Annotated in this window: 24 protein-coding genes, 4 tRNA genes and 1 pseudogene; 17 read left to right on the top strand and 12 right to left on the bottom strand. The window is 65.3% G+C overall.

The window, feature by feature from the left end:
* Nucleotides 1-165 precede the first annotated feature (165 nt).
* A tRNA-Lys gene (locus DB708_RS22535) sits at nt 166-238 on the bottom strand.
* A gap of 111 nt (nt 239-349) precedes the next feature.
* On the opposite strand from DB708_RS22535, the gene DB708_RS22540 reads away from it, so the two are divergent.
* The 3 genes from DB708_RS22540 (at nt 350) to DB708_RS22550 (ending at nt 641) form a co-directional block, all read left to right on the top strand.
* Nucleotides 350-422, top strand: a tRNA-Glu gene (locus DB708_RS22540).
* Between the two features lie 39 nt (nt 423-461).
* Nucleotides 462-538 (top strand) — tRNA-Asp (locus DB708_RS22545).
* 26 nt (nt 539-564) lie between these two features.
* Nucleotides 565-641 (top strand) — tRNA-Phe (locus tag DB708_RS22550).
* 15 nt (nt 642-656) lie between these two features.
* Here DB708_RS22550 and DB708_RS22555 read toward each other — a convergent pair.
* The 5 genes and pseudogenes from DB708_RS22555 to DB708_RS22575 all read right to left on the bottom strand — a co-directional run bounded on the left by DB708_RS22555 (nt 657) and on the right by DB708_RS22575 (nt 4,220).
* On the bottom strand, nt 657-1,112 hold the full coding sequence (locus DB708_RS22555; protein ID WP_108925854.1) for a PPOX class F420-dependent oxidoreductase: 456 nt from the start codon (nt 1,110-1,112) through the stop codon (nt 657-659).
* A gap of 67 nt (nt 1,113-1,179) precedes the next feature.
* Complete coding sequence (locus tag DB708_RS22560; protein WP_108925712.1) at nt 1,180-1,692, bottom strand: hypothetical protein; 513 nt, start codon at nt 1,690-1,692, stop codon at nt 1,180-1,182.
* Nucleotides 1,693-1,872: 180 nt separating this feature from the next.
* Nucleotides 1,873-2,304 (bottom strand): tautomerase family protein, encoded by a 432-nt coding sequence (locus tag DB708_RS22565; RefSeq protein WP_108925713.1) that lies wholly within the window; start codon nt 2,302-2,304, stop codon nt 1,873-1,875.
* 18 nt (nt 2,305-2,322) lie between these two features.
* A pseudogene (locus DB708_RS22570) lies at nt 2,323-3,461 on the bottom strand (LLM class flavin-dependent oxidoreductase).
* Between the two features lie 114 nt (nt 3,462-3,575).
* Nucleotides 3,576-4,220, bottom strand: coding sequence for a TetR/AcrR family transcriptional regulator (locus DB708_RS22575; RefSeq protein WP_108925714.1), 645 nt, complete (start codon nt 4,218-4,220; stop codon nt 3,576-3,578).
* Nucleotides 4,221-4,344: 124 nt separating this feature from the next.
* Here DB708_RS22575 and DB708_RS28335 point away from each other — a divergent pair, with 124 nt between their 5' ends.
* From DB708_RS28335 to DB708_RS22590, 4 genes are read left to right on the top strand one after another with little or no spacing between them, the layout of a single operon-like run.
* On the top strand, nt 4,345-4,713 hold the full coding sequence (locus DB708_RS28335) for an FAD-binding protein (protein ID WP_201263592.1): 369 nt from the start codon (nt 4,345-4,347) through the stop codon (nt 4,711-4,713).
* Nucleotides 4,608-5,708: an FAD-binding oxidoreductase gene (locus DB708_RS22580; RefSeq protein ID WP_235616900.1), complete on the top strand. Its 1,101-nt coding sequence runs from the start codon at nt 4,608-4,610 to the stop codon at nt 5,706-5,708. The genes DB708_RS28335 and DB708_RS22580 overlap by 106 nt, the downstream gene beginning before the upstream one ends.
* Before the next feature lie 36 nt (nt 5,709-5,744).
* Nucleotides 5,745-6,434, top strand: a complete 690-nt coding sequence (locus DB708_RS22585; protein WP_409347624.1) for a M15 family metallopeptidase — start codon at nt 5,745-5,747, stop codon at nt 6,432-6,434.
* A gap of 60 nt (nt 6,435-6,494) precedes the next feature.
* A complete protein-coding gene (locus DB708_RS22590; protein ID WP_108925716.1) occupies nt 6,495-7,298 on the top strand; it encodes a methyltransferase domain-containing protein in 804 nt (267 codons plus the stop codon).
* Between the two features lie 9 nt (nt 7,299-7,307).
* Here DB708_RS22590 and DB708_RS22595 read toward each other — a convergent pair whose 3' ends face one another.
* Complete coding sequence (locus DB708_RS22595; RefSeq protein WP_108925717.1) at nt 7,308-8,132, bottom strand: SDR family oxidoreductase; 825 nt, start codon at nt 8,130-8,132, stop codon at nt 7,308-7,310.
* A gap of 92 nt (nt 8,133-8,224) precedes the next feature.
* Between DB708_RS22595 and DB708_RS22600 the strand changes: the two genes are divergently transcribed.
* Genes DB708_RS22600 through DB708_RS22615 form a run of 4 tightly spaced genes read left to right on the top strand, consistent with a single transcriptional unit; the run spans nt 8,225 to nt 12,215 of the window.
* Complete coding sequence (locus tag DB708_RS22600; RefSeq protein WP_108925718.1) at nt 8,225-9,802, top strand: methylmalonyl-CoA mutase family protein; 1,578 nt, start codon at nt 8,225-8,227, stop codon at nt 9,800-9,802.
* The gene (locus DB708_RS22605; protein WP_108925719.1) at nt 9,803-10,243 is read left to right on the top strand and encodes a cobalamin-dependent protein; all 441 of its coding nucleotides are present in this window, start codon (nt 9,803-9,805) and stop codon (nt 10,241-10,243) included.
* Nucleotides 10,228-11,184 carry an LLM class F420-dependent oxidoreductase gene (locus DB708_RS22610; protein ID WP_108925720.1) on the top strand — a complete coding sequence of 319 codons (957 nt, stop codon included), beginning with the start codon at nt 10,228-10,230 and terminating at the stop codon, nt 11,182-11,184. Before DB708_RS22605 ends, DB708_RS22610 begins: the two co-directional genes overlap by 16 nt.
* Nucleotides 11,181-12,215, top strand: coding sequence for a CaiB/BaiF CoA transferase family protein (locus DB708_RS22615; RefSeq protein ID WP_108925721.1), 1,035 nt, complete (start codon nt 11,181-11,183; stop codon nt 12,213-12,215). The genes DB708_RS22610 and DB708_RS22615 overlap by 4 nt, the downstream gene beginning before the upstream one ends.
* An 83-nt stretch (nt 12,216-12,298) precedes the next feature.
* On the opposite strand, the gene DB708_RS22620 is transcribed toward DB708_RS22615, so the two are convergent.
* The 3 genes from DB708_RS22620 to DB708_RS22630 are packed head-to-tail and all read right to left on the bottom strand — an operon-like array spanning nt 12,299 to nt 14,252.
* Nucleotides 12,299-13,564: an amidohydrolase family protein gene (locus tag DB708_RS22620; protein ID WP_108925722.1), complete on the bottom strand. Its 1,266-nt coding sequence runs from the start codon at nt 13,562-13,564 to the stop codon at nt 12,299-12,301.
* A gap of 40 nt (nt 13,565-13,604) precedes the next feature.
* Nucleotides 13,605-13,919, bottom strand: a complete 315-nt coding sequence (locus DB708_RS22625) for a DUF4286 family protein (protein ID WP_108925855.1) — start codon at nt 13,917-13,919, stop codon at nt 13,605-13,607.
* Between the two features lie 30 nt (nt 13,920-13,949).
* Complete coding sequence (locus tag DB708_RS22630; protein WP_201263594.1) at nt 13,950-14,252, bottom strand: 2Fe-2S iron-sulfur cluster-binding protein; 303 nt, start codon at nt 14,250-14,252, stop codon at nt 13,950-13,952.
* Between the two features lie 169 nt (nt 14,253-14,421).
* Between DB708_RS22630 and DB708_RS22635 the strand changes: the two genes are divergently transcribed.
* Genes DB708_RS22635 through DB708_RS22650 form a run of 4 tightly spaced genes read left to right on the top strand, consistent with a single transcriptional unit; the run spans nt 14,422 to nt 18,564 of the window.
* The gene (locus DB708_RS22635; RefSeq protein ID WP_108925724.1) at nt 14,422-15,837 is read left to right on the top strand and encodes a class I adenylate-forming enzyme family protein; all 1,416 of its coding nucleotides are present in this window, start codon (nt 14,422-14,424) and stop codon (nt 15,835-15,837) included.
* On the top strand, nt 15,815-16,720 hold the full coding sequence (locus tag DB708_RS22640) for an acyl-CoA dehydrogenase family protein (protein WP_108925725.1): 906 nt from the start codon (nt 15,815-15,817) through the stop codon (nt 16,718-16,720). The genes DB708_RS22635 and DB708_RS22640 overlap by 23 nt, the downstream gene beginning before the upstream one ends.
* Nucleotides 16,707-17,795, top strand: coding sequence for an acyl-CoA dehydrogenase family protein (locus tag DB708_RS22645; RefSeq protein WP_108925726.1), 1,089 nt, complete (start codon nt 16,707-16,709; stop codon nt 17,793-17,795). Before DB708_RS22640 ends, DB708_RS22645 begins: the two co-directional genes overlap by 14 nt.
* 1 nt (nt 17,796) lies before the next feature.
* Nucleotides 17,797-18,564 carry an enoyl-CoA hydratase/isomerase family protein gene (locus DB708_RS22650; protein ID WP_108925727.1) on the top strand — a complete coding sequence of 256 codons (768 nt, stop codon included), beginning with the start codon at nt 17,797-17,799 and terminating at the stop codon, nt 18,562-18,564.
* Nucleotides 18,565-18,600: 36 nt separating this feature from the next.
* Here DB708_RS22650 and mbp1 read toward each other — a convergent pair whose 3' ends face one another.
* Both mbp1 and DB708_RS22660 read right to left on the bottom strand, forming a co-directional pair.
* Complete coding sequence (gene mbp1, locus DB708_RS22655) at nt 18,601-18,843, bottom strand: microaggregate-binding protein 1 (RefSeq protein WP_108925728.1); 243 nt, start codon at nt 18,841-18,843, stop codon at nt 18,601-18,603.
* 218 nt (nt 18,844-19,061) lie between these two features.
* Complete coding sequence (locus tag DB708_RS22660) at nt 19,062-19,943, bottom strand: proline iminopeptidase-family hydrolase (RefSeq protein WP_108925729.1); 882 nt, start codon at nt 19,941-19,943, stop codon at nt 19,062-19,064.
* A gap of 186 nt (nt 19,944-20,129) precedes the next feature.
* Here DB708_RS22660 and DB708_RS22665 point away from each other — a divergent pair, with 186 nt between their 5' ends.
* A complete protein-coding gene (locus tag DB708_RS22665; protein ID WP_108925730.1) occupies nt 20,130-21,095 on the top strand; it encodes a thiolase family protein in 966 nt (321 codons plus the stop codon).
* A 7-nt stretch (nt 21,096-21,102) separates the two neighbouring features.
* A complete protein-coding gene (meaB, locus tag DB708_RS22670) occupies nt 21,103-21,990 on the top strand; it encodes a methylmalonyl Co-A mutase-associated GTPase MeaB (RefSeq protein ID WP_108925856.1) in 888 nt (295 codons plus the stop codon).
* Nucleotides 21,991-22,000: the final 10 nt, after the last annotated feature.

The following is a 22,000-nucleotide window of genomic DNA, read 5'->3' on the forward strand; positions in this document are numbered from 1 at the left end:
CACCGCCAACACGGCCTGATACCTCTGCTCGGCCACGCTCAACTCCCTCATCTAGGGAGTGTCAAGGATCAACCGAAGTAACTGTCAACCATCAGCCGAAACACTGTCAGCCATCACCCGAAGACGAAATGTCAAGCATCAGCCGAGCTAATACAGTCTGGTCTGTGCCCCCACTAGGACTCGAACCTAGGACCTGCGGATTAAAAGTCCGTAGCTCTACCAACTGAGCTATAGGGGCGGCGAACGTTCAGGATACTTGGGCTCCAAACGCGGCTCGAACGGCGCTCGTTTGAGGATTAGGCCCGCGGTGACCTAAGCTGGCGTGGCTCCCAACGGTAGTTGGACTTTGGCCCCCATCGTCTAGTGGCCTAGGACGCCGCCCTTTCACGGCGGTAGCACGGGTTCGAATCCCGTTGGGGGTACGCGCAGCGGCGGCAACGTCGGAGCGAGCAGTAGAGCAAGGCCCTGTGGCGCAGTTGGTTAGCGCGCCGCCCTGTCACGGCGGAGGTCGCGGGTTCGAGTCCCGTCAGGGTCGCCAAAACGGCGAGGCACGCATTGCCTTCCGGCCAGGTAGCTCAGTCGGTACGAGCGTCCGCCTGAAAAGCGGAAGGTCGGCGGTTCGATCCCGCCCCTGGCCACCACGCTGAATTGCGCGCCTACTTCGGCGGGAAACCGCCGGTGGCTACCGGCCCCCAGCGGCGCGGCGTCATGCGAATCAAACACTTGCCTTGGTCCACCATGGCCCGGCGGTATTCCGCCCAGTCGGGGTGCTCGCCGGCGAGCACCCGGTAGTAGTCGACCAGCAGTTCCATCGCGTCGGGCAGGTCGATTACCTCGGCCTCCCCATCGACTTGCACGTAGGGCCCGTTGAACTCATCGGAGAGAACCACCACGCTCGCCGACGGGTTGCGGCGCAGATTGCCGCATTTGGCGCGTTGGGGATAGGTCGCGATCACTATGCGGCCCTGCTCGTCCACGCCTCCGGCCACCGGCGAACTGTGCAGCGAACCGTCCGAACGAAAAGTGGTCAGCAGCATCTTGTGTCGCGGCCGGATGAACTCGAGAAGTTGGGAAAGACTGACCGTGTCCGCGGTCGCCGCTTTGGGAGCCATGAAATCCATGGTAGCGATCCGCGCAGTGAATCGATTAGGCGTTGTAGCGCAATGCCTTCTGGCACAACTAGATCGGCGTGATGACTTCCGATGTGTAGAAATCAATCGGTGTTTGCGAGTGCGCCGACGGACGGTCAACGAAAACCCAGACGCCGGTGGAATTCGCAGAGATTGCGCCTTCGAGCGTCATCGTGCCCGCACCGGTGCCGTCGGTATCGATACCGCCGGCGGTGACGCCGATATCTCCGGCCCCGCAGCCCGCGGAATTCCGGGGCGACTGAATCAGCCTGACGTTGTAGTGGGCTTGCGGTTCGGCCGCGATTAATTGCACCTGCGCGACCACCCTGTTGGATGCCGCCTTGCTAATGACGGCCTGGCCGCTGCCCTTACCCATGGTCGGCACATTTTCCGACCAGGTGAAGTCGCAGGCCCGAAACTTTGGAGTCAGCGGGACGAGTGAGCCCGCGGAACTGGCATCTGCCGTGGCAACGCCCGTTGCGCCCCAGAATGTCGCCGTCGCAAGCATATTGGCGCCAACGAAGAACAGCGCGATGATTCTTTGCATTTTTTCCTGACCCATTGTTTCTGCGAAAGCTAAGGCTGCGAACGTACCAAAGGTAGTGAACGTCGACGCCTATAATTGAGCCGACAGTTAGGCAAATCACATGTCCGGCAGGATGCAATCCAGCTCACACGCGGCGTGAGCGCGAGCTTTTACTGATAATCAAATCATTGCCCAGGTCAACCGTTCACTCGGGCATTAGTCCTCGGCGGCAAGGCCTTTCACTTGTTGGTAGTAGATGACTTTGCCGCCGCCACCCCAATTGCCTTCGGGGATTTCGTGAATCAGCGTCCAGACGTGAAATGCCCGTGGACCCTTCGGCTCGATTTCGGCCGCGGCACACACCGCGGCGTGCACATCGGCGGTGAGCTGTTCCTTACGGTCCTTGTCGAGCGCGCCCGCGAATACGGTCAGGTCGACCCGGAACCGGGGTCCGCCGGGGCCGCGGCCACCGACCGAGAGCTGGGCGGGCTCCATCGGATGCAGGTACACCAAGGTGTTGTCGCGCAGAAACGGTGTGTCAGGGGCGCGTTCGGCGCGTAGCAGCGCGGTGACCAACTCGTCGGTGAGCCGGCGCAGCGCAGGCTCGTCGACGGAGTCACGCACGAACGTCAGGTCGATCATCGGCATTGCCAACCGCCTCCTTGCTCAGAGCTTCCGCAGGCCTCGCACGACCTTGACGTACGGCGTGGTCGCGTACGCGCTTTTGCGCATACTCGGTTGAATCGCACCGGCATTGCCCACCACGAGGTAGCGCAGCCCATGGTCGCGGAACTCCGCGATCTGTTCGATGACCTCATCGGGTGTGCCCACCGCGAACAATTCCTGGACCAGCGACCGCGGCACCTTAGCCGCGTAGGACAGCGCGGTCTGCTCGTCGATCAACTGTGGAATCAGGTCTTGGACTCCGGTGAAGTCTGCCCCCAGCGGATGCTGCGCGCCGTGGCGTTCCCAGTCTTTGGCGGGGGAGTTGAGGGTGAACACCTTGGCGATATCGGAATCGACGACCTCATCGATTTCGTCGCGGGACCGTCCGGTCACGATGAACCGAATGAGGGCCGGGGTGATGGCCTGTGGGTCGCGCCCGGCATCCGACGCCGCGGCGCGCACGATCTCGAGTTGCTCACCGTATTCGGTCGCGCGCGTGGTACCGGGAAACCAGCCGTCTGCGTATCTGCCGGTGGCGCGCATCATTCGGGGCCCGTGGGCGGCAATCCAGATCTCGGGCCACTTGCCCTGGTACGGCGGAAGCGCGAAAGTCGCGTTGTGCAAAGGGAAGAACGGCGAGTCGCGGGTGACCAATTCACCGCCGGAGTCCCAGAGCGCTCGGATGGTGGCCACCGCTTCCTCGAAGCGTGCCACTGGTTTCGACCAGTCGACGCCGTAGGGAGCGTTGCTTTCGCGCTCGCCTGTTCCGATGCCCAGCACCGCCCGGCCCTTGGTCAACAGGTGCAACGACGCCACGGCCTGCGCGGTGACGGCGGGGTTGCGGCGGCCGGTGTCGGTGACGGCGACGCCGAGTCGCATCCGGGCCTTGTTGCGCCCGGCGAGGTAGCCGAGCATCGTCCAGGGCTCCAGGTGCGCGTCCATCTTCGGATGATGCGAGCGGCGCCGACGTGCTCGGGCTTCCACATCGACGGTGGCAGCACCGAATTCAGATGGTCGGCGACCCAGAACGAGTCGGCTCCGCACGCTAGTCCGGTCAGGTAATCGGCATGGATTAAAGGCTTTGGGCCGAAACGCGAATTGATCGTGTTGTGCATGACACCCACGCCGAACTTCGCCATCGCCACAGCTCCTCCGAGCCGTCGACCACAGACTAGCCGATCGGCTATCCAGGACGATAAGTGATCGGCCGCGGTTCATCAATGGCCGCCGCGTCGCCCGGTGGCGGCGTTATCTCAGTCGTAGTGGGGCTTCAGCACCGCCTGGCTGACGGTGTGGCAAAGCCACTCTTCGGCTTTGGCATAGCTCCATCCGTTGTCGTCGACGAGGGTGAAAAACCCGGCATAGCCGAGGTAGAACCACATGATGTCGAGCGCCGCCGCGGCGTCCATGCCGTCGCGCAGGCCGCCCAATTCGGCGATGCGCCGGGCGGCGATCCCATTGCCTTCCCGGTAACGGCGCGTGCCCAGGGCGAGCCCCTCGGCAGCGGTGCTGTCGTGGGGGGCGGCGGCGATGACGACACGCATGATGTCGCCATAGTCCTGCCGCATCTGCCTGGTCAGCGCGGTGAGGTAGCGCAGAATCTCCGCGGGGTCGTCGAGGCCCGCGATGTGTTCGGCCGCCACTGCGACCACGGGTGCGGCCGACCACACGTCGATCAGCGCGCGTAGGAGCCCCTGCTTGCCACCGTTGACGGCATATACGGTGGCCGGGGAAACCCTTGCCTCGGCAGCGATTTCGTTGACAGTGGTGGCGAAATAACCCTTGTCGCGAAACAGGCGACGTGCGGCGTCGACGGCTGCTTGGCGCGTCGCTTCGGCGTACTCCGCCCGTCGGCTGACGACCCGGGTCGACGTCGGTGTGGCCTTGCGATCCGTCATGTTCAGTGGCCCCTTCGTTGGAGTTGCACTCCAGTGAGACTAGCACTAACCTAGCGAATCAGAGTCACACTCTAATATTTCAAGTAGTGCTCCAACCTGCGGTTGGGTGAGCAAAGGAAGCCCCATGTCGACATGCCCTTCGACGACTGCGGCCGCAGCGGCCGTCGCCGACGAACTCAATCGCCGGCTCCCTGGCGATCGCCTGCTAACCGGTCCCGCCTACGACCAGAGCTGCCGAATCTGGAACGGCGCCATCGATCACGTGCCCGCATTGATCGTGCGTCCGCGCACCCGCGTCGAGGTGCAAATCGCAGTCCTTGCGGCGCGGCAGCACAATCTGGCGGTGTCGGTTCGCGGCGGCGGACACGACTGGGCAGGCCGGGCACTGTGCCACGGCGGGCTGGCATCGACCTGTCCGCGATGGCGCACGTCATCGTGGACCCGCAAAGCCGGGTCGCGACCTTGCAGGGCGGCGCCACCGCCGGCGACGTGATCAGCGCGGCGGAGCCTGATGGATTGACCGCCGCGGCGGGCACCGTCGGCGGAGTCGGCATGACTGGATTGACCCTGGGCGGTGGTTACGGGCCGCTGCTGGGCCGTTACGGCCTGGCGCTTGACAACCTGCTCGGTGCCGAGGTGGTGCTCGCCGACGGCCGCGCGGTCACGGCCACGCCGTCGGAGGAGCCCGAGCTGTACTGGGCCCTGCGCGGCGGCGGTGGCAATTTCGGCGTAGTCACGTCGGTAAGCCTGCGGCTGCATCCAGTACCCGAACTTCTGGCGGGCCTCATCGTGTATCCGTGGTCTGCCGCCGCCGGGGTGTGGGCGCGGTTGGACGATATCCTCGCCGAGGCGCCGGACGCGCTCACCGTGCAGACCGGCATCCTGCCCGGCCCCGACGGGGGTCCGACGGTCTTCTTGTCGCCGGTCTGGTGCGGCGAGCGGCCCGACGGCGAGCGCGCCATCGCGCCGCTGCGATCGCTGGGTACACCGCTGGCGACAAGCGTCGCACCGACCAGCTACCTGGCAATGCTGCGGCAGTTCGACTCGTTTGTCACCGACGGGCGCCACTACGCAGCACGGACCCGAAACGTCAGCCACTTCACGCCGGAAGTCATCGCGGCGCTGATCGACGCGGGTCAACGTCAAACATCAAGGTACTCAGGCGTTGTCGTGCATCACTTTCACGGCGCCGCCACTCGGGTTCCCCTCGCGAGCACGGCGTTCGGCCTGCGCATACCGCACCGCATGATCGAGATCGTGGCGGCCTGGGAGCCCGGCGATGACGCCGCCGCACACATCGGCTGGGCAGGTCGCCTCGACGCGGATCTGGCTCCGCACGCCCTGCCCGGGGGCTATCCGAACATGCTGGGGCCGGGCGAGCGCGAACAGATAGCACATGCCTACGGCAGCAACGCCGCGCGATTGTGCGCCGCAAAGGAGCAGTTCGACCCCGAGGGCGTGTTTTCGGCCATTGCCTTACCGGGCTAACCGGCGGTTAGCCGCGACAATGGCTGGATGCGTCCTATGTGCCTGGTTCTCCCGCTGCTGCTGGCTGCTTTCGTTGCGCTGTCCGAAGTGGCCGTCGCGCCGGCCAGTCCCGACGTGCCGCCCGTCAGCGACGCGGCGCGCGCGGCCGGATTCGTCGACATCCGCACCGTCGTTCCCGACGCGATCGTCGACCTGCGTTACGCGACGACCAACAACTTCACCGGCACGCAGCTGTATCCCTCCGACGCCCGGTGCCTGGTGCACCAATCCATGTCCCAAGGCCTCGCGAATGCCGCGTCGGCGCTGCGCGCGCAGGGGCACCTATTGGTGTTCTGGGATTGCTACCGGCCGCACGATGTTCAGGTCAGGATGTTCAACGTCGTCCCTAACCCGGCCTGGGTGGCACGGCCCGGATCGTTTGCACACAGCCACGAGTCGGGGCGGTCGGTCGATGTCACGTTCACCAGCGTGCCACCGCAGTGCCCGCCGGAAAGTCACGCGGGCGGGCTCTGCCTAGCCGACATGGGTACCGACTTCGACGATTTCTCCCCGCGCGCAACGGCATTCGCAACGCAAGGTGTCAGTGCCGATGCGCAGGCGAACCGGGCTCGGTTGCGCGACGCGATGAAGTACGGCGGATTGTCCCCGTATTCCGGTGAGTGGTGGCATTTCGACGGCCCCGGGGCCGGTGTCGACCGTCCGATTCTCAACGTCCCGGTCGACTAGTGTCTCATATAGTGAGACACTAGTTTCATATTGTGGCCAGACGCCAGTAGGCTCTGCGTCATGAGCGACATCAAGTACACGCATGGACATCACGAGTCGGTGCTGCGCAGTCATCAGCGGCGCACCGCTGCGGACTCCGCGGGCTATCTGCTGCCGTATCTGAAGCCGGGGTGCACGCTGCTCGACGTGGGGTGTGGTCCCGGGACGATCACCGTGGACCTAGCCGCCAGGGTCGCGCCCGGATCGGTCACGGCCATCGATCAGTTCGCCGATGTGCTCGACGTGGCACGCGAAGAGGCTCAGCAGCACAATCTGTCCAACGTCTCATTCGTGACCGCCGATGTGGAGCGGCTCGAGTTTCCCGACGACACCTTCGACGTCGTGCACGCACACCAGGTGCTGCAGCACGTCGCGAATCCGGTGCAGGCGCTGCGGGAAATGCGCCGAGTGTGTAAGCCCGGCGGAATCGTGGCGGCTCGCGACGCCGATTACGCGGGCTTCGTCTGGCATCCACACGTTGCGGCACTGGACTTTTGGCGTGACATCTACCAACAGGCCGCGCGCTCCAATGGCGGCGAACCGGACGCCGGCCGGCGGCTGCTGTCGTGGGCGCTGGAAGCGGGGTTCGACGACGTCACACCCACCGGAAGCCTCTGGTGTTATGCCACGCCCGAGACCCGTGAATGGTGGGGAGGCATGTGGGCCGACCGAATCCTGCATTCCGGGATCGCCCGCGACATTCTGCGGTTTGGCCTGGCCACCACCGTGCAGCTCGAGGAGATCTCGCAGGCATGGGGGCAGTGGGCCGCTGCGAAAGACGGTTGGCTAGCGATTCCGCACGGCGAAATCATCTGCCGCACATGATTTAACGCTTCAGTCCAAGAACAGGTCCGGAATCGGCTGATCTCCGCCGCCGTACCGAGACAGATCCGTGGCCCCGGCCGACTGCAGAACGTCGGCGTCGATGTGGCATTCACCGGTGGCTTCCCGGGCGGGCCGAGAGATGATTTCGACGGCGGCGTCGGCCATGATCTCGGGGTTGCGCGACGACTCGGCCAACCGGTCCCCTTCGGCCATGTTCGCTACCGCGGCCGTAGCGATATAGGTCTGCGGCCAAAGGCAATTCACGCCGATCCCGTCGTCGGCGAATTCTGCGGCCCAGCCCAGCGACAGCAGCGTCATCCCATACTTGGACAGCGTGTAGGCCGGGTGGGCGCCCAGCCAGCGTGGGTTCATGTTCACCGGCGGCGAGATGGTGAGTACGTGCGGGTTGGCCGATTTCTTTAAGTGCGGCACACACGCCTTGGTCAGCAGGAACGTGCCGCGCAGGTTGACCTCCTGCATCAGGTCGTACTTCTTGGCCGCCAGCACGGCCGTCGGTTCCACCGCGATCGCGCTGGCATTGTTGACGCAGACGTCGATCCGGCCGAACCGCTGCACCGCGGCGTCGACCACCCGCTGCACGTCCTCTTCGCGGCGCACGTCGCCGACGACCGCCAGCGCCTTGCCGCCGGTGGCCTCGACCTCGGCGGCCGCGGTGTGCACCGTTCCGGGCAGTCGGGGATGCGGGGTGTCGGTCTTGGCCAGCAGCACCACGTTGGCGCCGTGGCGGGCGGCGCCGAGTCCGATCGCGAGTCCGATGCCCCGGCTGCCGCCGGAGATCACGACCGTGCGGTCGGCGAGCTTGTTGTCGGCCATTGGAGTCTCCTTTGTCCAGCCCGGTCACGTGTTTAGCCTGGTCAACCACGTGGTATTGGCATTCTCTTTTTTTGCAAGTACGTTATTCACCGATGGATAATACGGCCCACACTCCCTCCGGTATCCCGCTGCAGCCCGTATACGGGCCGGCGGATAGGAGCGCGGAGCCTCCGGCGCCCGGGGAGTTCCCCTTCACGCGGGGCAACTTCGCGTCCGGCTATCGCGGCAAGCTGTGGACGTTCCGGCAGTACTCCGGCTTCGGCACCGCTGAGGAGTCCAACCGCCGCTACCGGTACCTGCTCGACCAGGGCGGAACAGGGCTGTCAGTCGCGCTCGACCTGCCCACCCAGTGCGGGTACGACTCCGACGATCCGGAGTTCGGCGAGGAGGTCGGCCGGGTCGGTGTCGCGGTCGACACCCTGGCCGACTTCGAGATCTTGTTCGACGGCATTCCGCTGGACAAGCTCAGCACCAGCATGACGATCAACGGAACGGCGGCGATCCTGCTGGCGTTCTACGTCGCCGCCGCCGAGAAAAAGGGCATACCGCGGGCGAAGCTCACCGGAACCATCCAGAACGACATCCTCAAGGAGTACGCCTCGCGCGGCACCTGGATCTGGCCGCCGGAGCCGTCGCTGCGATTGATCGCCGACACCATCGAGTTCTGCGCGGCCGAAGTGCCGAGGTTCAACGCTATTTCGGTGGCCGGTGCGCATTTCCGCGATGCAGGAGCCAACGCGGTACAGGAGATGGCGTTCACCCTGGCCGACGGGGTGACCTATTGCGACACCGTGGTGGAGCGCGGCCGCATGACGATCGACCAATTCGCACCCCAGATCTCGTTCTTCTTCTACACGCACGGAGACTTCTTCGAGGAGATCGCCAAATACCGTGCGGGGCGCCGACGTTGGGCGACCATCGTGCAGGAGCGCTACGGGGCGACGACGGCCAAGGCGGCAATGTTTCGCTTTGGCTGCGTCTGTGGCGGTGCATCGCTGTACGCGCCGCAGGCCCATAACAACATCGTCCGGGTGGCCTACGAGGCGATGGCCGCGGTGCTGGGCGGTGTCCAGTCGATGTTCACCGCGGCCTGGGACGAGCCGTTCGCCCTGCCCACCGAGGAAACCACCACGCTGGCGCTGCGCACCCAGCAGATCCTGGCGCACGAAACCGGCGTGGGCAGCGTCGCCGACCCGCTGGGCGGATCGTATTTCGTCGAGGCGCTCACCGACGCCACCGAGGCTCGCATCATCGAGATCATGTCCGACCTCGAGCGGCACGGCGGAATGGTCCATGCCATCGAGGACGGCTACTTGCAGGGCTTGATCGCCGACGAAGCCTTCAAGATGCATCAGGACGTCGAAGCCGGCAGCCGACCGGTCGTCGGGGTCAATCGGTTCGTGACCGAGGAGCCGGCACACGACGTCGTCAGCTACGAGCTCGACGCCGAGGGACGCGACCTGCAGCTCAAGCGATTGTCCAAGGTAAAGGCCGAAAGGGATTCGGCTGCAGTGCAATCCTGCCTTGCGGCACTGTCGCGCTCTGCCGAGGGAGACGACAACCTGATGCACAAGCTGATCGACTGCGCCAACGCCTACTGCACGATAGGGGAAATGGTCTCCGCACTCAAAGCGGTGTGGGGCGAATTCCAGCAACCGGTGGTGTTCTAAATGGCGGTGCGAGTTCTGGTGGCCAAACCCGGCCTCGACGGACACGACCGCGGCGCCAAGATCGTCGCACGCACGTTGCGCGACGCCGGATTCGAGGTCATCTACACCGGTATCCGGCAGCGCATCGAGGACATCGCCTCCATCGCGGTCCAGGAAGACGTCGCCGTCGTCGGCCTGAGCATCCTGTCTGGCGCGCATCTGGCGCTCACCGCCCGGACCGTCGAAGCGTTGCGCGCCGCCGACGCCGCGGACATCGCCGTCGTCGTCGGTGGAACCATCCCGCACGCCGACGTGTCCAAGCTGCTCTCCGCCGGTGCCGCTGCGGTATTCCCCACCGGGACACCGCTGGACAACCTGGTGCGCGAAATCCGCGCACTCACCGGCACGGAGGAAGTTGAACCGATGCAACCCGCCACGGAGGAACCATGCGCGTCGGAGTGATGATCGGCGCCGAGCGTGGCGATATGGCCCGCAAGGTGGACAAACTGGCCTCCGATATCAAATGGGCCGAAGCTGCGGGTCTGGACACCGCTTGGATGCCGCAGGTGCCCAACGACTTCGACTGCCTGACCATGGTGTCGTTGATGGCCGCGCACAGCTCGCGCATCGAGCTGGGGACCGCGGTGGTGCCGTTGCAAGCTCAGCATCCGATCGCCCTTGCCCGCCAGGCACTCTCGACGCATGCGGTGGCCGCTGGGCGGTTGGCACTGGGTGTCGGGCCGTCACACCATTGGATCATCCGGGACATGCTCGGCTTGCCATACGAGAAGCCTGCCGCCTACACCCGTGACTACCTGCAGGTGCTCAACAGCGCGATTGCCGGTCCGGGGTCGGTTGACGTCGAGAACGATTCGTTCACGGTGCATAACCCGATGGCGATCGGCGCCGATACCCCGATGCCGGTGCTGATCGCCGCGCTGGGACCGGTGATGCTGCAGATTGCCGGTGAACTCGCCGACGGCACGGTGTTGTGGATGGCTGACGAGCGCGCGATCGGCGATCACATCGCGCCGAAGATCACCAAGGCCGCCGCGGATGCCGGTCGGCCTGCGCCGCGGATCGTCGCGGGCATACCGGTATGCCTTTGTGCGCCTGCACAAGTCGATGCGGCCAAGGAGCGGGCCAACCGTATCTTGGGTGAGGCCGAGGTGTCGCCCAACTACCAGCGCTTGCTCGACCGTGGGGATGCGCGCGATGTCGGCGATCTGTGTGCGGCCGGTGACTCGGAACAGATTCTGTCGCGATTCCGCTCTTTCGCCGACGCCGGCGTGACCGACCTGTCGGTGCGCCTGCTGCCCATCGGGGAAAACCGCGATGAACTGATCGCCTCCAAGCGCCGGACGCGTGAGATGATCGCGGCGCTCGCAACGGAACTGCGGTGACTTCCCGGGGACCGCTCGCGGGAATACGGATCCTTGAGGTCGGCACTATGCTGGCCGGACCTTATGCCACGATGCTGCTCGCCGATCTCGGTGCCGAGGTCACCAAGATCGAACCCCGCGGAGGCGAGATCTCGCGCGGTGTCGGGCCCTCTTATTTCGCCAGCCTCAACCGAAACAAGTCCAGCATCTGCCTAGACCTGAATTCCGATGCGGGACAGCAGCGCCTGGGCGATCTGGTATCGGAATCCCATGCGCTGCTGGTGAACCTGAAACCGTCGGCCATCCGTCGCCTGGGGCTCACCTACGACCAGTTGCGGCGGCACAACGAACGGATCGTCTGCGTCGCAATCACCGGCTTCGGCCTGCACGGCGGCGACGACCCGGCCTTCGACTATGTGGTTCAGGCCGGCTACGGTATCGCTGCTCTGACCGGCGATCCGGACGGCCCGCCGACGCTGCCGGGCTACTCGTCAGCCGACAACTCCACCGGAATGACCGCGGCACTGGGACTTTTAGCCAAGATCGTTTCGGGAACCGGCGGGCAAGTCGATGTGTCGCTGCGCGACGTCATGCTCTCGCAGCTGAACTATCACGCGTCGGCCTACCTGAACAGCGGCGTCGAGCCGCAGCGCAGACCGAACGGTGCACACTCGTATTACGTCCCAGCCCAGCTCTTTCCGACCTCCGACGGATATCTGGCGCTGTTCATCACCCACGATGGATTTTGGAAATCCTTTGCCACCGAAGCGGGTATCGGCGGTTTCGACACCATGGCCGAACGGGTGGCCCGCCGCGACGAGGTGCTCGCCGTCGTCACCGCGATGCTGGCGACCGACACCGCGGCGAGCTGGGAACGACGGCTGCGCCCCCTGGGCGTGCCCGCCGCGGCGGTACGGACGCTGCCCGAGGCCCTCAAAGCAACGCCGGAAGTGATTGTCACGGCCGGCGATTTCCGCCTAGTCGGCTCTCCGATCCACGTCTCCGGATATCAGCCCGAGTACCGACCGCCCCCGGATCTGCCGCAGGCCTAACCCCCATTGCCGCCGAGTGTGACGGTGCAGTCACATTCGGCCGCCAACGTGACTGCACCGTCACGTTCGGCGTCAGGCGGCCGCTACCGCACTGCGGCGGCTTGCTTCTGCTGGTAGAGCTGTGCCCACTCGGCACGCGGCCGGATGGATACATCCACGTCAGTCGCGTTGGCACGCAGGGCTTTAACGGTTGCTTGCTCACGCGGTGTGCGGGCGAACGGATCCCAGCCGAAGAATCGGCAGGCGTTACCCCAGGTGATCTTGTTGATGTCGGAGTCGTCGGCGCCGGCGCCATTCAGCTCGGCCAGCACCTGCTCGGGCGCGTCGGGCCAGAAGCAGTCCGAATGCGGGTAGTCGCACTCCCAGGCGATGATGTCGATGCCGATCTCGTGGCGCAGCTTCAACGAAGTCTTGTCGGTGACGTAGCAGGCCAGCGAGTGCTCGCGGAACACGTCGCTGGGCAGCTTGTCGCCGAAGTCGCGGCGTAGCCACTTCTGGTTCGTGTAGTGGCGGTCGCTGCGGTCCAGATAGAACGGAATCCAGCCGATGCCGCCTTCGGAGAAGGCGAACTTCAGATCGGGGTAGCTGCGCATCGCGGGGCCCCACAGCAGATCCTGCGCACACATTGCCGACACCTGTGTCGCCAGAATGATCATGTTGTCGATCGGCGCGTTGGGGGCCATGCTGATCGCGCCGAATCCGGTGCCGATGTGCAGACACATCACCACGTTCTGTTCGGACAGGGTGCGGAATACCGGGCCCCAGTAGTCGTCGTCGTGGTAGCTCGGAAGTCCTTCCAGGTGAGGCAGTTCCGGCATGGTGACCGCCCGGCAGCCCTTGGCGGCTACCCGGCGGATCTCGGCGCTCATGGCCTCCGGATTCCACGTCGGCAGAATGGCGATGGGGATGAATCGGTCTGGGTAGGAACCGGCCCACTCGTCGATGTGCCAGTCGTTATATGCCGACACCATCACCAGCGTCGCCTCCTCGCGGTGCATATTGAGGTGACGAGCCGAGAACCCGGTGAACGTCGGGAAGCACATCGACGCGAGGATGCCGTTGCGGTCCATATCGCGAACGCGTTCGTGAACGTCGTAGACGCCAGGCCGCATTTCGGCGAAACCGGCTGGATCGCGGCCCCATTCCTCGGCCGGCCACGACACCACGGCGTTCAGTCCACTCACGCCCTGCGGCCTGCCCTGGTACATCCACTGGTCGACGCCCTTGTCGTCAACCACGACGATCGGGGCCTCGGGCTTGTACTTGGCGGGCACGTGACGCAGGAACATGTCCGGCGGCTCGACCACGTGGTCGTCAATGCTCACCAGGATCAGGTCGTCGACATCCATCAAGCTTTCCTCTCCCACACAGCGGCGCAGCCGAATTCGGCTACCCGTCGCACTCGGTCGTCGTTTCCAGCAGTCGGGGGATCGGCGCGGGATCCAGCAGCAATGCATCGGACATGGTCAGCTGGCCGGCATTGGCGATCATGTTGTCCAGCACGGCCTGCAGGTTGTCGCCTTCGATTTCGTAGATGGCGACGTATGGCCCCTCGCCGTTGACCGGACGCAGCCGTCGCGCCGAGACGAATCCGTCGAGGGCCACGAGTTCAGGCAGATGGACTTCGTCGTACCAGGTGTTGTACTCCCGGTCGCGTTCGGGCGAACTGGGCCGACTCTCCACGAGGATGATGCCCTTGGCCATCTTGGACATTTGGAGCCACCTCTTTCGTGACTATTCGTAGCGCACCGTGACGGAATCCGTATCGGGTACGCCCTGGCACGTCAAAATGTAGCCGTCTTCCACTTCGTCGTCGTCGAGAGCGTCGTTAATCCGCATCGTCGCGTGCCCGCTCTCAAGGCGGGCCATGCACGTGCCACAGTTGCCGGCCTCGCAGTTGAACGGCGGATCCAGCCCCGCCCGGCGGGCACTCTCCAGGAGCGTCTCGCCGGCAACCAGGGGCACCGTTGCCCTCTTGCGGTCCAGGTAGATCGTCACCGTGCCGGGTTCGGCACCGTTCGATGTGGGATCTGCCACCCTTGGAGTCTCCTCGATTGTCGCGGTGACCGCCGCGCGCTGGTCCCATCGTGGGCGCCCCGCCCGTACTTGCGTTCTTCAGTATAGAGAATACTATTCTCACTAAGCGATAGCATCTTCTCTACTGCGCCGATGTCGGGTCAGCCTGGCCTGCGGGGAAGGACAGGACGTGACCGAGCCGGCTGCGCTCGTGTTCGAGGAACGGCAATTCAGCCTGCCTCAGCTCGACACGCTAGCCAACAGTCTGGCCGCGGCCCTGCGCAAAAGCGGCGTCGTTGCGGGCCAGCGGGTTGCCGTCATGTCCTCCAACCGTCCGGAGTTCGTCGCCGTCCTGCTGGGCATCTGGCGCCTCGGTGCCACGGCGGTGCTGATCAGCCCCGCCTGGAAGCACGACGAGGTCGACCACGCGCTGGCGCTGACCAGCGCCAGCCACGCGGTCGGGGACCATCCGGTGCTGGCCGGGCTGATGCCGATGCTGCACCTCGGCGACCCGGTCGCTCCCGTGGAGCAGATTCCGATGTCGCGGTTGCCGCGCGCCGACGCGGTGCTGGTGTTCAGTTCGGGCACCACCGGTTTACCGAAGGCCGTCCGGCACACCCACGCCGCCCTGGCCGATGCCGTGCGGCACTGGCGCGGTGCGCTGCAACTCACCCGGCAAGACCGGATTCAGGTCGCCACTCCGCCGTCGCACATCCTGGGCCTGCTCAACATCGTGACGGCGCTGCGCACCGGCGCCCAGCTGCGGCTACATCCACGCTTCGACATCGACCGGATGCTGCATCACATCGAAAAAGACCGCATCACAATCGAAATGGCGGTCGCACCCATCGCGATGGCTATCGCCGCACACCCGACGCTGGAGTCATACGACCTGTCGTCGCTGCGCTTCATCATGTGGGGAGCGACGCCGGTCAGCGCCAGCGTCGCCGAGACCGTCACCCGGCGCACCGGCGTCGGCTGGGTTCCGGCCTACGGCACCACGGAACTGCCTGTGATCGCCTGCAATCCGCCGGACAAGCCGCGGCTCGATACTGTCGGGCGCCCGGTGCCGGGGGTCCAGGTGCGGGTCATCTCGCTGCAGACCGGCCGGCCGGTCGGCCCGGGGGAGGTCGGCGAGATCCAGGCACGGTCGACCTCGCTGATGGCCGGTTATCTCCCGGCCGAGGCGACCGGTGAGGCGATGTGCGACGGCTGGTATCGCACCGGTGACGTCGGGTGCCTCGATGCCGACAATTGGCTGCGGATCACCGACCGCCTCAAAGAGATGATCAAGGTGCGCGGGTTTCAAGTCGCGCCAGCCGAAATCGAGACGGTGTTGCACGATCATCCTGCCGTCAAAGACTGTGCTGTGTTTGGAGTTCCGGACGGGATCAACGGTGAAGCCGTCGTTGCCGCGGTCGCCACTGAGGCTCCCGGCGATATGGAAGCGGTCGCCGCCGACCTCACCGCTCGGGTGGACGAGAGGCTGGCCTCCTACAAACACCTGAGCCGGGTCGTGTTCGTGTCTGATATTCCTCGCCTGCCGTCGGGCAAGGTGCTGCGCCGAGTGCTGAAGGAGCGCTATGGATGTACGTCTGACAGCTGAACAGCAACAGTTGCGTGATGCCGCTGCGAAGCTGGCCGATGATCTGGGTCCAGCCACGGTTGCGGACCTCGCCGACGACAGTCGAATCGCACGTCTGGACAAGCAGATTGCGGCGACGGGCTTCAGGTCGCTGCGCTCGGACGGGGCATCCGGCGTCGAAGTCGCGATCGTCGCCGAGGAATTTGGCCGCCGGCTGGTCGATACGCCGTTCCTCGGCCCGGTGCTGGCCGACGACCTGGCACACCGCGTCGGTGCCGATGCCGACGCGGCGACGGTTGCTGTGGATGACCGCGCGGTCGACGCGCGCGGTGCCCGGCGTGCCTTGTCGCTGTCCGGCAACACGGCGCTGGCCACGGAGCTGGGGGCCGTGCGCGACGGTGCCGACTTAACCAGAGCCGAAGCCGAATTGGGGGGATCTGGTGAGACACTCGGAGAGCTGCCCGACGAGGCAGCGGCCCGGTGGTACGCGCTGGCGCTGGTCACCACATCGGCGGACCTGGTCGGAATCGCCCGGGGCGCACAGGCCGTCGCCTGCGACTACGCGAAGATCCGCGAGCAGTACGGCAAGCAGATAGGTTCGTATCAAGCCATCGCTCACCTGCTGGCCGAAAGCCTTGCCCTAATTGAAGGTTCGGTCAGCGTGCTGCGGCATGCCGCGTGGGGTGTCGACGAACTTGAAGCCGCGCACGCCATCCGAGCCGCCCAAATCGCCAAGGTCTACTGCGCACGTGCCACCCGAACCGTGTGCGAGACCTCGGTTCAGGTACACGGCGGTATCGGCAATACCTGGGAGTGCATCGCGCATGTCTACTTGCGCCGCGCCCTGACATCGACAGAGCTGTGGCCCGTCACGTTGAAGGAGATCGATCTTGGACTTTCGTGACTCACCTGACGAGACGGCGTTCCGGGAGCGGCTGCGCACCTGGCTTTCGGCGCACGCCAAGGAATTCTCCGGCTCCGGCGACGAGTACTGGGCGCGCATGGCCGACTGGCATCGAGCCCTGTACGAGAACGGCTTTTTCGGCCTGTCCTGGCCACGCGATTGGGGTGGCCAGGACCTGGCGCCGGTGTACGACGTCATCGTCGACGAGGAGCTGGTACGCGCCGGCGCCCCGCCGCGCCCCAGCGTCGGCTATCTGGTGTACGGCATCGGCGCGCATGGCGGCGACGAGCTCCGGAAACGCTTCCTGCCCGGCATTATCAACGGCACCGAACGCTGGTGCCAGGGCTTTAGCGAACCAGGTGCCGGCTCGGATCTGGCGTCGCTGACCACCACCGCCACCCGGGACGGCGACAACTACGTCGTGCACGGGCACAAGATCTGGACCAGCTACTCCGACGTCGCCGATTACTGTCTGCTGCTGGCCCGCACCGATCCCGACGCCAAGCGGCACCGTGGCCTGTCGGCATTCGTGCTCGACATGAAACAGACTGGGGTGCAACAACGTCCGCTACAGATGATGAACGGCGTCACCAATGAATTCGGCCAAGTATTCTTCGACGGCGCCACGGTGCCGGCCGACCGGATGGTGGGTGCATCCGGTGACGGTTGGGCCGTGGCGATGACCGTCGTCGGACACGAACGCGAGCCCTCCACCCTCGGCTACGCCGCGCGATACGGCAAGCTTGTCCGAGAACTGTTGGCACGCAACGACGGCGAGGTGTCCGAAGAGCTGGCCTGGGCCGCGGTTCAGTCGGACATGTTGACGCATCACGTGCGTCGGCGGTTGTCCGAACAGCTGGATGGGGTGTCGCACGGGTCGGAAGGCTCGCTGGACAAGTTGCTGATGACCTGGGTCGAACAATCGGTGGGGCACGCCGCATTGGCGGTCACCGGGACCCGTGATCCAGATCTGCTCAGCGCCTACCTGTACAGCCGTGCGCAGAGCGTCATGGGTGGGACATCACAGATACAGAAGAACATCATCGCTTCGCGAATCTTGGGATTGGGAGTCTGACGTGTACGACATGCCTGCTGAAATCGACGTGCGTGCCGACGGTGCACTACGGATCATCACGCTGAACCGGCCGGATTCGCTGAACTCGGTCAACGACGATCTGCACTCCGGGCTGGCACGGATCTGGCAGCGGTTAACCGATGATCCCACCGCCCGCGCGGCGGTGATCACCGGTGCCGGCAGAGCGTTCTCTGCCGGCGGCGACTTCGGCTATCTCGAGGAACTTGCGAACGACGCCGACCTGCGGGCCAAGACCATCCGGGACGGGCGCGAAATCGTGCTGGGCATGGCGCGGTGCCGAATTCCAGTGGTAGCAGCCGTGAATGGCCCCGCGGTCGGTCTGGGCTGCAGCCTGGTTGCGCTGAGCGACATCGTCTACATCGCCGAAGATGCCTACCTAGCCGATCCGCATGTACAGGTGGGGTTGGTGGCCGCCGACGGCGGACCGCTGACTTGGCCGCTGCACATCAGCCTGCTGCTGGCCAAGGAATACGCGCTGACCGGTGCCCGGATCAAAGCCCCTCGCGCCGTCGAACTGGGACTGGCCAACCACGTGGCGGCCGACCCCTTGGCCGAGGCAATCGCCTGCGCCAAAAAGATTTTGGAGCTACCTCAGCAGGCTGTCGAGAGCACCAAGCGGGTGCTCAACATCCATCTCGAGCGCGCGGTGCTCGCCAGCCTCGACTACGCCCTCTCGGCCGAGAGTCAGTCATTTTTGACCGAGGACTTCCGAGCCAACGTCGCGAAGTTCAACGCGTCGAAGAACTGAGCCGCACTCGCGGCCCAGTTCTTCGACGGGGAGTGACTAGCTCTTTGCCGCGGCCTTCTCGCGGGCCTCGGCTGTCTTCGCGGCACCACGCGCTGCCTCGGCCTGAGCCTCTTTTTTGGCCACATCGCGTTGTGCCTTCGCCTTGTCCTGCTGGGCGCGGCCTTCCTTGCGGAGACTCTCGTGATTGATCAGGATGCCGACGATCTCTTTGGTCTTCCCGATCGCGTCCTCGATGACGCCCTTGATGCCTTCCACGAGTCCATTGTCGCGCTCACTCATGCTGGAACTCCTTTCGTGAAGTTGTCGGTCCTTTGACCCGTACCCAACGAGTCCGGCGCCGCAACGTCTAAACCGATGACACCGGTGTGGGGTCGGTCACTGTGGGCGTCTGCCTGCACCGCTGCGGCCGTGTGACTGGCCGTGACTCCCCGGCGCTCGGCGTGTCGGGTGGGTGTGTCGCGGCAGCCGCGACGATCGCCGGGTGAAATCCTGGAAGTTCAGCCGTCGTCGTGGTGCCGCAAGAAGTCCCGCATCACGTCGTCGAAGCGCTGCGGCTCCTCGATGAAAGGCATGTGCGAACTCGACTCGAACAACTCGAACAACTCGAACCGCGAGTCCGCGATCCGCTGATGCATTTCCCACATGTGCTCGTGGGCGCATTCGTCGTACCTGCCCGCGATCACGAGGGTGGGCAGCGCGATCTCGCTCAACCGGTCGAACACATCCCAGCTGCGAATGGTCCCGACGATGTGAAAGTCGCTGGGGCCGAACAATGTTTCGAAACTCTCGGCTCCCATGCGCATGAATGCCTCCTCGAGATCGCGCGGCCATGGGCGTACCCGGCACAGATACGTCTCGTTCCAGGTGCGGATCGCGTCTTGGTATTCGGGTGAGTACGTCGTACCGGCGGCTTCATGGTGGTCAATGGCGGATTGGGTGGCCGGGTCGAGATCGCGCTTCAGCCGTTCCACCATGCCGGCAAACGCGGGTATGGACGCGATGCTGTTGGAGATGGTCACGCTGGCCGCGGTCGACGGGATGTCGAGTACGTACTGCTGCGCCAGCATGCCACCCCACGAGTTGCCGAACAGATGGAAGCGCTGTAAGCCAAGAGCCTGAATGACGGTGTCCATTTCGGCGACCGAACGCTGGATCGTCCAAAGGTCAGGGTTCGACGGGCACTCGGAATTTCCGCAGCCAAGCTGATCCCAGAAGATGACTTCGCGCTCGTTGGCCAAACGTTCAAGCGAAAGCAAGTAGTTGTGCGGTACGCCGGGCCCGCCGTGAATGGCAAGCAGCGGACGACCCGGCCCACCGCCGACGCGCTTGAACCAAACATTCCCGCCCGGGACCGCGATGGTCCCCTCCGACTGAGTCATGGCTGGCCGCCGCCTCCTACCTCTGATGAGCAGTGGCACGAAATCGTAGTCGGTGAGTCCGGCGGTGAGCCGGGCGGCGGCGGATCATCTTGCAACTGAGACTCTCGAAATGAGAGAATAGTGTTCTCATGAACGTGCGGCAGATTCTCGACGTTTCGCACCGCGCTGGCTGAACTGGAGAAACCCGTGCCTGAAGCTGACATCGTGTCCGCGCTGCGCACCCCGATCGGCACCGCCCGGACGGGAACGCTGGGCGACACCAGCGCGTTCGACCTCGCACACCACGTCGTTTCCGAGGCGGCCACAGACCTGGATCCGGCGCAGGTCGACGACGTGATCCTGGGTGAGGGGCTCTACGGCGGCGGCGTGGTCGCCCGCCATGCGGCGATCACGGCGGGGCTGTCCCACGTGCCCGGTCTGGCCAACAATCGGCATTGCGCGGCCGGGCAGGCGGCGATGCAGAGCGCGGCGGCCAGCATGCGCGCCGGGATGGACGCCTGGGCGTTGCGGTCGCATCGCAACGCGATCGCCGCGATCGACGAAGGTCGCTTCAAGGAAGAGATCGTTGCGATCGAGACGCCGCACGGGCTGCTCTCGGTCGACGAGCACCCGCGTCGCGACACCACGATGGAGAAACTGGCCGCGCTCAAGCCGCTGCATCCCGAGATCGAGGGCTTTTCGATCACCGCCGGTAATGCGTGTGGTGCCAACGACGGTGCGGCGGCGTTGGTCATCGCAAGCGACCGGCTGGGCGCCCAACTAGGTTTGCCCGCGCTGGCCACCGTACGGTCCTGGGCGTCGGTCGGCGTCGACCCCGCGATCACCGGTCTGGCGCCCGTCGCTGCGATCCCGAAAGCCCTTGCCCGTGCCGGTATTTCGATCTCCGATGTGGACCTGTTCGAAATCAACGAGGCGTTCGCGGCGATGTGCGTGGCGACCATCAAGATGCTCGAACTCGATCCCGAGAAGGTGAACGTCAGCGGTAGCGGTAGCGGCCGCGGTCTCGGACATCCGGTGGCGGCCACCGGAGCCAGGATGCTGGTCACCCTGGTGCACGAACTGCGGCGGCATGGCGGCGGAATCGGTGTCGCCGCCATGTGTGCCGGCGGCGGCATGGGTTCCGCGACGGTCATCGAGGTCCCGGCTCCATAATGTGTCCATGACGATCGCCGACCTAATTGCCGGAGCGCGCAACGGATCTCCGCGCGCGGCGGGTCGGCTGCTCAGCCTCGTCGAAGGTGAACGTCGCGACGAGGTGCTGGCCAGCATTGGTCCCGCAAGCGCGTTGCGGATGCGTGTCGTCGGTGTCACCGGACCGCCCGGCGCAGGAAAGTCGACAACGGTCGCGGCCCTCGTCGGTGCCTACCGCGAGCGCGGCTGCCGGGTGGCCGTGCTGGCCGTGGACCCGTCGTCGCCATTCAGCGGCGGCGCGCTGCTGGGTGACCGAATTCGAATGGCCGCCCATATCAACGACTCTGACGTGCTGATTCGTTCGGTGGCAAGCCGCGGTCATCTCGGGGGTCTGGCCGCCGCGGTGCCTGCGGCCATCCGTTTGCTGGGTGCGATCGGCTACGACATGGTGCTGCTGGAAACCGTCGGGGTGGGACAGTCGGAGATCGAGATTGCCGCGGTAGCCGACCCCACCATCGTCATCCTCAACCCCGGTGCGGGCGACGCGGTCCAGGCCGCCAAAGCGGGCGTGCTGGAGGTTGCCGACATCGTGGCGGTCAACAAGGCCGACCGGGACGGTGCCGAACAGACCGTGCGGGACCTGCGCGCCGAGACCAAGGCCCCGATCGTCAGCCTCATCGCTGCGCGGGGCGATGGTGTCGCCGATCTCGTCGCCGCCATCGACGACCATCACCGCACCGACAGCCGTGAGCGCCGGGTGACTCGCGCCCGCGCGCAAATCCTTTCGCTGGCCCAAACCCAGCTGCGCAGCCAGCCGGATCTTGACCGGCTCGCGGAATCGGTGGTCGACGGCCAGGCCGACCCGTATTCGGCGGCCGCGCAGCTGCTGTTAGGCGCAGGTCAGGGCAAGGATTGAGGTCGCTTGT

It is taken from the genome of Mycobacterium montefiorense (genome assembly GCF_003112775.1).
Taxonomy (GTDB): domain Bacteria; phylum Actinomycetota; class Actinomycetes; order Mycobacteriales; family Mycobacteriaceae; genus Mycobacterium; species Mycobacterium montefiorense.